The sequence below is a fragment of the Micromonospora sp. CNZ322 genome (genome assembly GCF_007827755.1).
Map to the genome: position 1 here is coordinate 157,615 of NZ_VITD01000005.1, position 12,721 is coordinate 170,335.

Here is a 12,721-nt window from a genome sequence, read left to right on the forward strand (position 1 = left end):
CGACCTTGAAATGCTTCGGGAATGACCGCCTTTCCTCCGACCTTCGCCGATGATGTCGTCGGCCAGTCAGCTCAGGCACAGTTCGAGGCGTTCATCGACGAGCACCGCAGGGCGCTCAACGGCTACCTGGACGGGCTGACCGAGGAGCAGGCGCGCCGGTCGTTGGTGCCGTCCCGGACGACGCTACTGGGTCTGGTGAAGCACGCCGCGTTCGTGGAGAAGGTCTGGTTCGACGAGGCCGTCACGCGCCGGTCACGCGCCGAGATCGGCATCCCGGCCACGCCGGACGAGTCGTTCATCCTCGACGACGGCGACACGATCGCCACCGTCCAGCGCGCCCACCGGGAAGCCTGCGAAGCCTCCCGCCGCGCCACGTCCAGCCTGGGCCTCGACGACCTGCTTCGCGGCAACCGGCGCGGCCCGCTGCCGCTGCGCTGGGTCTACCTGCACGTGCTGCGCGAGCTTGCCCAGCACTGCGGGCACGCGGAGATCCTGCGCGAGCAGATCCTGGCCGCCGACTAGCACCGCCGCATGCCCAAGCTGGTCGCGCCCGCCGTCCGCCTGCACGCCGCCTGGCTGGAGGCGCACGACGAGTGGGGTCCCGGCCTCCACGAGGACGGTTTCGGTCTGCAGTCGACCGACGAGGTGCGCTCGCCGGACGGGTTCGCGACCTGGGTTACCCGGCTGGCCGACCGGTCGGGTCCAGACGGGCCGCTGGAGGATAGTCGGGTGCGGTGCACGTACCGATGGATCGTCGAGGACGACCGGGTGCTCGGCGGAATCGCGCTGCGACACGAACTCGACGACTACCTGTTGCGGGTTGGCGGACACATCGGATACGGCATCCGCCCGTCCGCCCGCCGCCGCGGGCTGGCGACCTGGGCACTGGACCGGATGCTCGGCGAGGCCCGAGCGCTCGGGTTGGATCGGGTGCTGCTCGCCTGCGAGGCGGACAACACCGCGTCGGCGAAGACGATCGAACGCCTCGGCGGCGTCCTCGAGGACATCCGAGACACCGAACTCGGCCCAGCCCGGCGGTACTGGATCACGCTCTAGCCCACCCCCCGGTGTCGGCGAAGCGGCGCAGCGTCCAGCGGGCCGGCGGCCAACCGCCGGGGTCGTGGTCGGTGGTCCATTCGGTGATCGAGGCCGGGGCCACATCCAGGTCGAACGCCCGGAAGACCGGCTGCGCGCCGAGCGCGTGGAAGGCGCCCTCGACGGTCTCGCTGTGGCCGACCAGGACCACTGTGGAGCCCCGGTGCCGGTGGGCGATCTCCATGATCGCGCGGCTGACGCGGACCACCAGTTCGGCCCAGCTCTCGTTGCCCTCCTCGAACGGTCGGAACACGCCGCCACCCGCCACCGCGTGGTCGGTGCGGAAGAGGGCGGTCGGCAGACCGTCGGCGTACGGGGGTGTGTGCCAGGTGCAGAGACCACAGTCGGCCACCGGCCGGACGCCGAAGGCCGCGCCGATCGGTTGCGCGGTCTCGACGGCCCTGCGCAGCACGGACGAGTAGACCGCCACCGGCCCGTCGGCGGCGACCTCGCCAGCGAGCCGGTTGGCCAGGTCGTGTGCCTGCTCGTGGCCGAGGGCGGTGAGGCCCCGACAGCCACGTGGCCCACCGACGATTCCTTCGAGCTGGTGGACCGACTCGCCGTGTCGCACGAAGATCAGACGTGTCCGCATCGGGACATCATGCCAGCGGTATCGACAGAGGTATCAGTCGTCCGTACGGCTGGTGGAGAAGCTGTCGGCCCGGGCGAGCAGAGCGTCCAGTTTCGCGCCCGTCTGCGCTGGTAGGCGGTGCCGCCGCACCAGCTCGGCGATGTGGTCCCGTAGGTCGGCGACACGCTCGGCGCGGTCCCTGGTCCGGCGGTTGAGGTCGGCGAGGTCGTCGCGCAGATCTTCGGCGGTCTTCCGTTCGACGTCACCGCGGGCGACCGCTGTGGCGAGGACGGCGGCGAACTCGCTGCTCACCTCCCGGAAGCTGACCGGTAGCTGCTGCCCGACGGTCGAGGGCGCGGTGCTGGCGGCGGGGGGTGGCGAGGACGGTGCGGTCGGCGTCGGCGAGTGCGTCGTGGGCGCGGGAGCCGGTGCCGAGGTCGACGGCGCGGCGGCGATCTCGGCCGGGTCGGGTGTGCCCGGGTTGCCGAACGGATCCTCCGCGAGCAGGACGCCGACGCCGATCAGCATGGCGAGCACGGCCGCGACGAGCGCGGCGAGGGGCCGACGCGACCGGCGTCGGGCCGGCGCGGCGGTTGCCGGGACGGGGCGGGCCACCACCGACCGGTCGATCAGGGTGGGCGGGTGGGCGGCCGGCCGGACGCGCAGCAGTTCGGTGGGTGGCTCGACCGGCTGACCGGCGCCGAAGCGGCGGGCCAGATGCGCGGCGCTCGGCCGGTCAGCCGGGTTGGCGGCCAGGCAGGCGACGGTCAGCTCGGCGATGTCGGCGGGAAGGCCGGGCACCCGCAGCGGCGGCACCGGGGTGCCCCGCCGGTGCACCTCCAGCGCGTCCTCCCAGCTCTGCACGGGCAGTGGCGCCTGCCCGGTGAGGGTGCGGTAGAGCAGTGCGCCGAGGGCGTACACGTCGCTCGCCGGGTCGGGCGGGCCGGCGGTCAGCCGCTCCGGGGCGAAGTAGGCGGGGGTGCCCATCAGCGGTTCGCCGGACTGGCTGTCGAGGCCGCCGAGCGCGGCGATGCCGAAGTCGAGCACCTTGGCGCCGGTATCGGTGAGCATGACGTTGCCGGGCTTGACGTCGCGGTGCACGACGCCGATGCGGTGCGCGGCGGCCAGCGCGGCGGCGATTTGCCCGGCCACCCGGACCGCCTCCGGCCAGGGCAGGGGCCCGGTCCGCAGTCGGTCGGCCAGGTTGTGACCGTCGACGAGCTCCATCACCAGGTACGGGACCACTACGCCGCCGGCAAGGGTCGCCTCGGCGTAGTCGTACACCTGGGTCACGTGCGGGTGGGTCAGCCGGGCGGCCGCGCGGGCCTCGCGTTGGATGGTGGCCCGCAGCTGTGGGTCGGTGGCGAACTGCCCGGCGAGCACCTTGATCGCGACCGGCCGGCCGAGCACCTCGTCGTCGCCTCGCCACACCTCGGACATGCCACCGAGACCGATCCGCTCGTGCAGTACGTAGCGGTCGTGGAGGCGGAGAGTGGGCGTGAGCGGTGACATGGCTTCACCAGTCTGCCTGGTAACACCGCACTCGACCACTCTGCGTGCCCGGACCCACACTGTTCGTCCCGTGCGTACCGGAATGGGATTGGTGCGGGTCAGGAGCAGCGCGGGGTGCCGGGCAGCGGTCGCGGCTGGATGCGGTCGGCGAGCCGGCGCAGGGCCAGGGCGGTGGCCTGCCGGGTCGGGGCGAGCAGGGCCCGGCGGGGGTGTTCGACCTGGACCGGAGCGTCCGGTCGGGCCGAGTTGATGTGCCGGTTCATGGCGTCGAGCGCGGTGATGTATCCGGTGGGAAGTTCCATGGTCAACTCCTCGGGACAGGTCCGGTGGAGCCCCGGACGACGAGTGCGGTGGGCAGCAACACGTGACCGGCCGCGGCGTCCGCGGGCGGGTCAAGCAGCAGTTCGGCGGCGATCCGGCCCTTCTCCTCGGCCGGTTGCCGGACGGTGGTGAGGCCGGCCGCGGCCGCCTCGGGGACGTCGTCGAAGCCGGTCACCGAGACGCTGGGACGATCATGGGCCGGCCGTGCGGCCAGGGCGTCCAGCACACCGAGCGCGAGGACGTCGGACCCGGCCAGCACGGCAGTCGGCGGTGCGGGCTGGTCGAACAGCCCGGCGATGGCTGCGGCCGCCGCCGGGCGACTGTTGCCGGGGACGTTGACCAGTGTCAGCTCGGCCCAGTCGAGACCGACCTCGGCGAAGGCGTCGGCGAACCCGCTGAGCCGACCTCGGGTGGTCGGATGCGGCACCTGGTCGACCCCGGCCACTGTGAGCGGACCAGCCGGCGCGTCGGGCAGCACGGAGTCGGCGAGCAGCGCCACCCGACGGTGCCCGAGCCCTGCGACGTGCGCGGCGACACTGCGTGCGGCAGCCCGCTCGTCGATGCCGACGAACCGTTCGTCGGCGCCGGCGTCGTCGCGGGCGGCCGTGCTGACGAACGGCAGCCCGCGTTGGCGGATCACGTCCAACGCCCATTCCTCGTCGGCGACGCAGTAGACGCAGAACCCGTCGACCGCGGCGTTCTCCACCGCCTGTCGGGCGTCGGTCACCGCCGGAGGCAGCGGCACCAGCAGCATGCTGGTGCCGTGCCGCTCGGCCGCCGCGCCGACACCGGCGAGGAAGCGGACCGCGAACGGGTCGGTGAAGGCGTACGACAGTTGCGAGGTGAACAGCACCCCGATCGACCCGACGAAACCTCGGCGCAGGGAGCGCGCGGTGGGGTTGGGGCCGGGGTACCCGAGTTGCCGGGCGGCGTCCAGGATCCGCTCGCGCAGGGCGGCGGAGAGCTGGTCGGGGCGGCTGTAGGCGTTGGACACGGTGCTGCGCGAGACGCCGACGGCGTCGGCCACGGCTTGCAGTGTTGGCTTCACCCGGCACCTCTCTGTATCGATCCAGTCTGTATCGATACAGAGACTAGCCCGGCCGGTCGGCGTCGGTCAATACGTGGGCTGAGAGTCCCCCATCGTGGCCTCAGCGGTCAGGGCAGGCGCGCTGACGCCGGTCCACTGTCCACGGTCGTGGACCAGGCCAGGGCCGACGCGGCCGGGAGTCAGGCCGGGTAGAGGTCGTCCAGCAGGCCGCCGAGGATCTCCGCCGTACGCTCCGGCGGCTCGGCCTCGACGCAGAGCCGCTCCATGGCCACCGCGTAGTAATCCAGATCGTCGCGCTTGTCGAGGTAGATGGCGCTGGTGAGCTGTTCGATGTAGACGATGTCCGGAAGCTCCTGGTCACCGAAGCGCAGGATGGTGAAGGCGCCCCCGGCGGCGGCATGGCCACCGGCGGCGAACGGGATGACCTGCAATCGGATGTGGGGCGACTTGGTCGCCTCGATGAGCGCGGTGAGCTGACCGCGCATGACCTCGGCGCCGCCGATGGGCCGGCGCAGCGCCGCCTCGTCCACCACGGCCCAGAGCTGCGGCGGGTTCTGCCGCTGAAGCAACTGCTGGCGCTGCATCCGCAGCGAGACGCGCCTGTCGATCTCACCCGGACCGGCCGCGCCGTGCCCGAGCAGCACTACCGCCCGGGCGTACTCCCGGGTCTGTAGGAGGCCGGGCACGAACTGGACCTCGTAGCTGCGGATCAGCGCGGCGGCGGCCTCCAGGCCCAGGTACGACTGGAACCAGGACGGCAACACGTCGCCGTAGCGGTGCCACCAGCCGGGGCTGTTCGCGTCGCGCGCGAGCTTGAGCAGCGCGTCGCGTTCGTGGTCCTCGGTGACGCCGTAGAGGGTCAACAGGTCGGCGACGTCGCGCTCCTTGAAGCCGACCCGACCCAGCTCCATCCGACTGATCTTGGATTCGGAGGAGCGGATCTCCCAGCCGGCGCCCTCCCGGGTCACCCCGCTGGACTCCCGCAGACGGCGCAGTTGGGCGCCGAGCAGAATGCGCAGCACGGTCGGCCCGGTTGTCGGGCCACCCTCGGCGGGAACCATCGTCACGTGCGGACCTCCGGACACCGACCCACGACGGCCGGGCGCCCCGGCCCGGCCGACGTGTAAGCATGCCATGGACCGACAGTGAGGTGAACTCCTCCGCGCCGGTGAATCAGTCCCGTCATCGGGACGACCCACCCCCGGACGGTCAGTTGATCAGGTGGTCGAAATCTCCGTCCCGCGCACCGAGAACGAAGGCGGCGATCTCATCGACCGTGTAGATCAGTGCCGGCCCTTCCGGGTGTCGTGAGTTGCGGACCGCGATGCCCGCTCCCTCGGGCAGTTCGGCCAGTTCGACGCAGTTGCCGCTGGGGTTGCTGCGGCGACTCTTCTGCCAGCTCAGCGGAGGCAACTGGTGGATCGGTACGCCATTGGGTGGCTGCTGCATGGGGGCGTCTTTCTGTTACGAGCCCGCCGGTGGCCGTGGGAGGAGCGGTGACGGCGAGGGGGTGCGGTATCGACATTGGACGGTTCTGCACGTGCATCTGCTATTGCATCTGCATCCGACGGCGAGCATGATAACGCACATGATCGGTGCCCATCCGTTCACTTTGAGTTACCCCCACACGGGCAACGATCAGGCAAAACTGGGCCCGACGCGGCGCGCCGCGTCAACCGAAGGCTGGAGGCGGTCGCGGCGATGGGAGGGTTCGTGCCGGATCCGATGAGTGTCGCCTCCGGCGTCTGCGCTGCGGGTGCGCTGCTCTCCTCCTGGCAACTACGCCGACGGGCGGTGCGCGCCGAGGCCGAGATCGGTCACCTCCAGGCTGAGCTGGCCGCCGAACGGCACGCCGCCAGTCACGACCCACTCACCGGGCTGCCCAATCGGCGCGCCTTCTACCGCCTGGCAGCCGCCCTGCTCACCGACGCCGCCGGCCAGCCGCTGATCGCCGTGGTGCTCGACCTGGACGACTTCAAGCAGATCAACGACCGGTACGGGCACGCCGCCGGCGACCAGGTGCTGATCAGCGTGGCCGAACGGCTCGCCGGCTTCGCCGGGGACAACCTGGTGGCGCGCCTCGGCGGCGACGAGTTCGCCGGGCTGCTCTCCAGCCCCACCGTCGACCGGCGCTGGATCGAGCACTCGACCCGCCGGCTCAGCGAAACGGTCGCCGCGCCGATCCGGCTGAGCGGGTGCAGCGTCCGGGTCACCGCGTCCGTCGGGCTCGCCCCGGTGACCGGCCCGGCCCAGCTCACCGACGCGCTCAGCCGCGCCGACGCGGCCATGTACCAGGCGAAGAGCCTCGGTGGCGCCCGGTCGCCCCGCCAACTGGTCGACAGCGCGTTCCTTGGCGAGCGCTGACCGTTCAGGTGACGGGCGCGCCGAACCACCTGGGCAGTTGGCTGATCAGGTCGGTCTGATCGTCGCCGACCCACGCCACGTGACCGTCGGGTCGTAGCAGCACGGCGGGCACGTCCAACTCCTCGCTGACGTCGACGACGTGGTCGACCCGCTCCGCCCAGCCGGCGACCGAGAGCCGGCCGGTCTGGTCGAGCAGCAGGCCGCGGCCGCCGTGCATCAGCTCGTAGAGGCGCCCCCGCTTCAGCCGTACGTCACGCATGTGGCGCCCGAGCATGTCGTGGCCCGCGCCGAAGTCGTAGCGGACCCCGATCGCGGTGATCTTCTCGATCAGGTACCGGTTGACGTCCTCGAAGTCCAACAGCTCCGACAACAGTTGGCGCACAGACCGCGGCCCCGGCTCGGGTGAGAGCAGCAGCATCTGCGCCCGGGTGTTGTTCAGCACGTCCGCGGCCACCGGATGCCGTTCGCTGTGGTAGCTGTCCAGCAGCCCCTCCGGCGCCCAGCCGTTGAGCTCGGCGGCCAGTTTCCAGCCGAGGTTGAACGCGTCCTGGATGCCGAGGTTGAGCCCCTGCCCGCCGGTCGGCGGGTGGATGTGCGCCGCGTCGCCGGCCAGCAGCACCCGGCCGACCCGGTAACGCTCGGCCAGCCGGGTGGCGTCACCGAAGCGGGAGAGCCAGCGCGGTGAGTGGACACCGAAGTCGGTGCCCGCGTACACCCGCAGTTGGTGTTTGAAGTCGTCGATGGTCGGTGGGACCGTGCGGTCCTCGACCACCCCCTCGGCCGGGACGAGGACGCGGTACACCCCGTCTCCGAGGGGCCCGAGACCGAATCGGAGATGGGTCCTGCGGACCTCGGCCACCACGTCGGCCACCGTCTCCGGCGGCACGCCGACCTCCATCTCGCCCAGCAACGTCTCGACGCTGCTGGGCTCGCCGGGGAAGCCGACACCGAGCAGCCCACGTACGGTGCTGCGACCGCCGTCGCAGCCGACCAGGTAGCGCGTACGCAACTGCGTGCCATCGGCCAACCGCACGGTCACCCCGTGGTCGTCCTGGCTCAGCCCGACGAGTTCGCTGCCGCGCCGGATCTCGACGCCAACCTCGTTGGCGTGCTCGCTCAGCAGACGGTCGGTGGTGGTCTGCGGAATGCCGAGGACGTACGCGTGTGCGGTGTCCAGCCCGCCCGGCGACGGCTTGGGAATCGCGGCGAAGAAGCCCCCGACCGGGTGCTGCTGTCCGAGGGCGAGGAACCGCTCCAGCAGACCTCGCTGGTCCATCACCTCGATGCTGCGGGCGTGCAGGCCGAGTGCGCGGACGTAGCTGGTCGGCTCGGTTTCCTTCTCGAGCACGAGCGCGTGCAGCCCGTGCAGCCGCAACTCACTGGCCACCATCAAGCCGGTCGGTCCGCCGCCAGCAATGATGACATCGATCATGGAATCCCCCGATTTTCCCAGGTTTGGGCGTCGGCTGGAGATTCTGCGGTACCACCCGGGTCTTGCCGCAAGGCCCCCGGTGCGATATATGTTGGAGGTGGCAGAGAGCGGATCCGCTCTTTGCCTTACTTTTTGGTCAGGCGTAGACGACGTGGTCGCCGCTCAGAGCCGCCGGTCACTGGCGCGCAACGCCGCGTGGGCGAGAGTGACCAGACCCACCGGTGACACCAGCCCTCGCACGATCCGCGCCGCCCGGCCGCGGTCGGCCGCCTCGGCGTCGAGGTCCAACGCCTGACGGGTCCAGTCGCTGAGGTCGTCGAGCGCGCGGACCGCGAGGAACCAGGCCAGGCGCACCCTGTCGACGTCGGTCCTGCCGTAGCCGGCGAGCACGGCCTGCTGCTGCTCGGCAGTGATCGGCGCGAAGGCGAGCACCCCACCGAGGACGAACATGAGGTCACACTCGGGCGGGGCGAGCACCGCGTCGTCCCAGTCGATCAACCAGACCCGCCCGTCCGCGCCGAGCAGCAGATTGCCCAGGTGCGGGTCGCCGTGGCAGACGACGTTCACGCCAGGCCGGTCGCGCTGGTCGACGGCGCGGCGCTCGACCTCGCGGGTCAGCACCCCCAGCCGGTCGTCCACCGCGGACCACACCCCTGCCAGCTCCACGACCAGCGGGTCCGCGAGGTCGAGCGGGTCCGGGTCGCGCAGCCGCGCGGCCATCGCGCGGGTCGCGGTCACGATCGAGGGGTACGCGGCACCGCCCGCCGGTAGCAGCCGGCTCAGCTCGTCGGTCACCGGCACCTCGTGCACGGCGGCCAGCACCTCGCCGTACGCGCGCCAGTGCGCGCCGGTCATCGGACCGTCGAGCGCCCGCTGGTCGGACACCCACGGCACCACCGACAGGCGGCGGCCGTCGTGGTCGATCGACAGCCGCCCGTCGTCCGCCCGCAGCGGCGCGACGATGCCCGGCACCCCCTGCTCGGCCAGGTACGCCGTCACCACCAGGCCGGCCGGGGTGCCGCCACCGCTCAGCTTGACCGCGTACCGCGAGCCGTCGGCGGCCTGAGCGAGCCACAGTCGGGCGTGCTGGTCCGCACCGGAGGTGACAAGCTCCATTGCGGACAGTTGCAGGCCGAAGCCCGTCCGTACCTGTTCGGCCACCTGCCGTGCGACGTCCTGCACCATGCGGACACCATGCCAGCGCTCCGGCCACCGACCCAGCGGTTTTGCCGGTCGCCGGAGTGTTCTGAGACGTCCTACCCGGGTATGGCAAGCCAGTACTCGAATCACGACCGCCGAGAGGACCCGACGTGGCGACCATCCGCGCCCTCGTACTCAACTGCACCCTCAAGCCGTCGCCCGGGCCGTCGAGCGCCGAGCAGCTCGGTAGGGAAGTGCTCGCCGAGCTGGCCGCGCAGGGCGTGGAGGGCGAAATGATCCGGGTCGTCGATCACGACGTGCGTTTCGGGGTGTCCACGGACGAGGGCGACGGCGACGGCTGGCCGGCGATCCGCGCCAAGCTGATGGCAGCCCAGGTGCTGATCATCGCCACGCCGATCTGGCTCGGTCAGCCCTCCAGCGTCTGCAAGATGGTCCTCGAACGCCTCGACGCCGAGCTCTCCGAGACCGACGCCGAGGGCCGACTCCGCACCTACGGCAAGGTGGCCGGTGTCGCCGTGGTCGGCAACGAGGATGGCGCCCACCACACCATCGGCGAGGTGCAGCAGGCACTCAACGAGGTCGGGTTCACCATCGCCGCCGCCGCCGCGACCTACTGGGTCGGCGAGGCGCTGCACACCGTGGACTACCGCGACGCCGGCCCCAAGCCCGACACCACCGGCCGCACCACGAAGGCTTTGGCGCTCAACACCGCGCACCTGGCCCGACTCCTCGCCGACCAGCCGTACCCGCCGCCGGACGCGAAGAGTGCCGCGGTCGGCCCGAGCCGCGAATAGACCTCACCGCCAGGTGCGTCACTGCCCGGGCTGCCCCACTGCGGGGCAGCCCTGCGCGCGGTCCGCTACCGATCCGCCCCAGTCGCACCCGGCGCGGTCAGCGCCAGCCGTAGCCGGCGCGCAACGCCTGCCCGACCCGGTCGAACCGGGGCCGGTCCAACACGGCGCCCTCCCGGCGGATGCTGTCCTCGCGCATGGTGAGCACCCGGTCCAACCGGACCCAGCTCGGCCGGTTGTCGCGGTCCCACTCCCCCGGCCCGAGCGCGAACCAGTGCCGCTGCCCGTCCCGCTCGCTCTGGCTGGACAGCATCAGCCCGAACAGGGTTCGGCTGTGCCGCCCGACGACCAGCACCGGCCGGTCCTTGCCCTGGCGGGGGTCGTCCTCGTACGGCACCCACGTCCAGACGATCTCGCCCGGGTCGGCCTGACCGTCCCGCTCCGGAGCGTAGGTCAGCTCCCGACGCTGCAACGCGCTCACCTGACGGCGGCGGGCCACCTGCGCGGGCGCCGGCCCGGTACGCCGGGGCGACGGGATCACCGCGCCAACCCGGGAGATACGCGCCGCGACATTCCTCAACAGACCAGCCACGGCGGGCAGCCTACCCGCCGCCGAAGGGGGCGGTACGACAGACTGGCCCGATGAACGAGCTGCCCCGTGACCTGCCGATCCTGGAGCGACGCGCGGTGCGGGTCGTGGTCACCGACGGCACCGACCGGGTGTTGCTGTTCCACACCCGCGACCCGGACCACCCCCGGTTGGGCACCTGGTGGGAGCTGCCGGGCGGTGGCATGGATCCCGGTGAGACCTATCGCGACACGGCGGTGCGGGAGCTGCGGGAAGAGACCGGCATCGTGATCACCGCCGACCAGGTTGGTGCGCCGAACTGGCGGCGGCGGGCGAGCTTCCTGCACCGCCAGTTGCGGCACGTCCAGGACGAGGTTGTCGTCGCCGTACGGCTGGCCGGTCCCGGCCCGGACGTGGACGAGGCGCACCGGCTCGACTACGAGCGGGAGGACTACTTCGGCTTCCGCTGGTGGCCGTTGCCGGAGGTGGTGGCCAGTCGGGAACGGTTCTATCCCGGGCAGCTCCCCCGGCTGATCACCCCGTTTCTCGTCGGCACGGAGATCGACGAGCCGTTCGAGCTGTGGTCGTGAGCCGGGCCGGCGGGCAGAGTGGGGGTATGAGGACCGATCTGCACGGGCCGCTCTCCGCGTACGCCGCGCGGCTGCACGCCACGGCCGGCGACCGACACCACGTCGCCTCCCCGCTCGGCGCCTGGCTGCTGCTCGCTGTCACTGCCACGACTGCCGACCCGGCCACCGCGGAGGGAGCCCCCGCGGAGCTTGCGCAGGCGCTGGGCACCGACCTGCCGAGCGCGGCCGAGGTGGCCCGAAGACTGTTGGACGCGCCGCACCCGCTGGTCGGGTCCGCCACCGCGCTCTGGCACCGAGCGGGGCAGGGCGACGGCGGGCCGGCGGCGTGGCAGGCCGCGCTGCCCAGCACGACCGCTGTCGGCGCACTGCCCGATCAGGCCGGGTTGGACGCCTGGGCGCGCGAGCACACCCTCGGCCTGATCGAGACGTTTCCCCTGCGGGTCGGGCCGGACGTGGTGCTGGCCCTGGCCAGCGCGTTGGCCACCCGGGTGTCCTGGGCGACCCCGTTCGACGTCGCCGACGCACGCGCGCTCGGCGCCAACAGCCCGTGGGCCGGTCGACTGCGGCGAGCGCTGCGCAGCCCGAGCCGGGGCCACCGCTGCGCCATCGTGTCCACCGCGCGGGCCGGTGATGTGATCGTGCACGCCGCACCCGCCCAGACGACCGACGGCGCGGGGCTGGTCGTCCTCTCGGTGGCCGCCGCGCCGCAGGTGCCACCGGCCGAGGTGCTGGCCATTGCGTACGACCTGAGCGCCGGCGCGGCCGACGGCCCGCCACCGGCGAGCAGCCGCTCGCTGTTCGACCTGCCGCTCGGTGAGACTCCGCTGTGGACGCTGACCGAGGAACGGGTACACACCTGGGCCCGCGATGGCCGCGAAGAGCGGCACAATGCCGTCCTGCCCTGCTGGTCCGCTCGGAACGAGCATGACCTGACCGCCCCGGCGCTCGGTTTTCCGGCCGTGGCGGCCACGCTGGCGACGGCGATGATGCTGCCGGTGGAGCGCTTCGAGGCACGACAGACGGCGGTGGCCCGATTCGACCGGTACGGCTTCGAGGCGGCCGCCGTGACCGCCATGTTCGGGCTGACCAGCCTGCCACCGGAGGGCGTGGCCCGCACCGCCGAGCTGCGCTTCGGCCACCCGTACGCGGTGGTGGCCGTCGCCATCGACGCCGGGGCCGACGGCACCACCGGCCCGTGGCACGGGGTGCCGGTCTTCTCCGCCTGGGTCGCCGAGCCCGAGGAGGTGCCGGTGGCCGAGGAGTCGTAG

Annotated in this window: 15 protein-coding genes; 6 read left to right on the top strand and 9 right to left on the bottom strand. The window is 72.2% G+C overall.

Annotated elements, in window-relative coordinates; translation table 11 throughout:
* Positions 1-21 precede the first annotated feature (21 nt).
* Together FB453_RS14680 and FB453_RS14685 are read left to right on the top strand one after the other, a co-directional pair.
* Positions 22-522, top strand: coding sequence for a DinB family protein (locus tag FB453_RS14680; RefSeq protein ID WP_145790633.1), 501 nt, complete (start codon positions 22-24; stop codon positions 520-522).
* A gap of 9 nt (positions 523-531) precedes the next feature.
* On the top strand, positions 532-1,056 hold the full coding sequence (locus FB453_RS14685; RefSeq protein ID WP_112589674.1) for a GNAT family N-acetyltransferase: 525 nt from the start codon (positions 532-534) through the stop codon (positions 1,054-1,056).
* Here FB453_RS14685 and FB453_RS14690 read toward each other — a convergent pair.
* The 6 genes from FB453_RS14690 to FB453_RS14715 all read right to left on the bottom strand — a co-directional run bounded on the left by FB453_RS14690 (position 1,046) and on the right by FB453_RS14715 (position 5,996).
* Positions 1,046-1,687, bottom strand: a complete 642-nt coding sequence (locus FB453_RS14690; RefSeq protein WP_145790635.1) for a histidine phosphatase family protein — start codon at positions 1,685-1,687, stop codon at positions 1,046-1,048. The genes FB453_RS14685 and FB453_RS14690 overlap by 11 nt on opposite strands.
* Positions 1,688-1,720: 33 nt before the next feature.
* On the bottom strand, positions 1,721-3,178 hold the full coding sequence (locus tag FB453_RS14695; RefSeq protein WP_145790637.1) for a serine/threonine-protein kinase: 1,458 nt from the start codon (positions 3,176-3,178) through the stop codon (positions 1,721-1,723).
* 98 nt (positions 3,179-3,276) lie between these two features.
* Entirely contained in the window at positions 3,277-3,480 is a 204-nt protein-coding gene (locus FB453_RS14700) for a hypothetical protein (RefSeq protein ID WP_486480270.1), read from the bottom strand.
* 2 nt (positions 3,481-3,482) lie between these two features.
* On the bottom strand, positions 3,483-4,547 hold the full coding sequence (locus tag FB453_RS14705) for a LacI family DNA-binding transcriptional regulator (RefSeq protein ID WP_145790641.1): 1,065 nt from the start codon (positions 4,545-4,547) through the stop codon (positions 3,483-3,485).
* Between the two features lie 179 nt (positions 4,548-4,726).
* Entirely contained in the window at positions 4,727-5,608 is an 882-nt protein-coding gene (locus tag FB453_RS14710; RefSeq protein WP_373861112.1) for a helix-turn-helix domain-containing protein, read from the bottom strand.
* A gap of 148 nt (positions 5,609-5,756) precedes the next feature.
* On the bottom strand, positions 5,757-5,996 hold the full coding sequence (locus FB453_RS14715) for a DUF397 domain-containing protein (RefSeq protein WP_091406718.1): 240 nt from the start codon (positions 5,994-5,996) through the stop codon (positions 5,757-5,759).
* 264 nt (positions 5,997-6,260) lie between these two features.
* On the opposite strand from FB453_RS14715, the gene FB453_RS14720 reads away from it, so the two are divergent.
* Positions 6,261-6,911 carry a GGDEF domain-containing protein gene (locus tag FB453_RS14720; protein WP_091407349.1) on the top strand — a complete coding sequence of 217 codons (651 nt, stop codon included), beginning with the start codon at positions 6,261-6,263 and terminating at the stop codon, positions 6,909-6,911.
* A gap of 4 nt (positions 6,912-6,915) precedes the next feature.
* On the opposite strand, the gene rox is transcribed toward FB453_RS14720, so the two are convergent.
* Positions 6,916-8,343 (bottom strand): rifampin monooxygenase, encoded by a 1,428-nt coding sequence (rox, locus tag FB453_RS14725; protein ID WP_145790644.1) that lies wholly within the window; start codon positions 8,341-8,343, stop codon positions 6,916-6,918.
* A gap of 162 nt (positions 8,344-8,505) precedes the next feature.
* Positions 8,506-9,528, bottom strand: coding sequence for an aminoglycoside phosphotransferase family protein (locus tag FB453_RS14730; RefSeq protein WP_145790646.1), 1,023 nt, complete (start codon positions 9,526-9,528; stop codon positions 8,506-8,508).
* Positions 9,529-9,653: 125 nt separating this feature from the next.
* On the opposite strand from FB453_RS14730, the gene FB453_RS14735 reads away from it, so the two are divergent.
* Positions 9,654-10,298, top strand: coding sequence for a flavodoxin family protein (locus FB453_RS14735; RefSeq protein ID WP_091406723.1), 645 nt, complete (start codon positions 9,654-9,656; stop codon positions 10,296-10,298).
* Between the two features lie 97 nt (positions 10,299-10,395).
* Here the strand turns inward: FB453_RS14735 and FB453_RS14740 are convergent, their stop codons facing one another.
* Positions 10,396-10,887, bottom strand: a complete 492-nt coding sequence (locus FB453_RS14740; RefSeq protein ID WP_030336385.1) for a type II toxin-antitoxin system PemK/MazF family toxin — start codon at positions 10,885-10,887, stop codon at positions 10,396-10,398.
* A gap of 50 nt (positions 10,888-10,937) precedes the next feature.
* Between FB453_RS14740 and FB453_RS14745 the strand changes: the two genes are divergently transcribed.
* On the top strand, positions 10,938-11,453 hold the full coding sequence (locus tag FB453_RS14745) for an NUDIX domain-containing protein (RefSeq protein WP_145790649.1): 516 nt from the start codon (positions 10,938-10,940) through the stop codon (positions 11,451-11,453).
* A gap of 26 nt (positions 11,454-11,479) precedes the next feature.
* The gene (locus FB453_RS14750; protein ID WP_145790651.1) at positions 11,480-12,721 is read left to right on the top strand and encodes a serpin family protein; all 1,242 of its coding nucleotides are present in this window, start codon (positions 11,480-11,482) and stop codon (positions 12,719-12,721) included.

Coding starts and splice junctions, on each gene's coding strand:
- FB453_RS14680 (WP_145790633.1), top strand. CDS start 22: ATGACCGCCTTTCCTCCGACCTTCGCCGATGATGTCGTCGGCCAGTCA.
- FB453_RS14685 (WP_112589674.1), top strand. CDS start 532: ATGCCCAAGCTGGTCGCGCCCGCCGTCCGCCTGCACGCCGCCTGGCTG.
- FB453_RS14690 (WP_145790635.1), bottom strand. CDS start 1,687: ATGCGGACACGTCTGATCTTCGTGCGACACGGCGAGTCGGTCCACCAG.
- FB453_RS14695 (WP_145790637.1), bottom strand. CDS start 3,178: ATGTCACCGCTCACGCCCACTCTCCGCCTCCACGACCGCTACGTACTG.
- FB453_RS14700 (WP_486480270.1), bottom strand. CDS start 3,480: ATGGAACTTCCCACCGGATACATCACCGCGCTCGACGCCATGAACCGG.
- FB453_RS14710 (WP_373861112.1), bottom strand. CDS start 5,608: ATGGTTCCCGCCGAGGGTGGCCCGACAACCGGGCCGACCGTGCTGCGC.
- FB453_RS14715 (WP_091406718.1), bottom strand. CDS start 5,996: ATGCAGCAGCCACCCAATGGCGTACCGATCCACCAGTTGCCTCCGCTG.
- rox (WP_145790644.1), bottom strand. CDS start 8,343: ATGATCGATGTCATCATTGCTGGCGGCGGACCGACCGGCTTGATGGTG.
- FB453_RS14730 (WP_145790646.1), bottom strand. CDS start 9,528: ATGGTGCAGGACGTCGCACGGCAGGTGGCCGAACAGGTACGGACGGGC.
- FB453_RS14745 (WP_145790649.1), top strand. CDS start 10,938: ATGAACGAGCTGCCCCGTGACCTGCCGATCCTGGAGCGACGCGCGGTG.
- FB453_RS14750 (WP_145790651.1), top strand. CDS start 11,480: ATGAGGACCGATCTGCACGGGCCGCTCTCCGCGTACGCCGCGCGGCTG.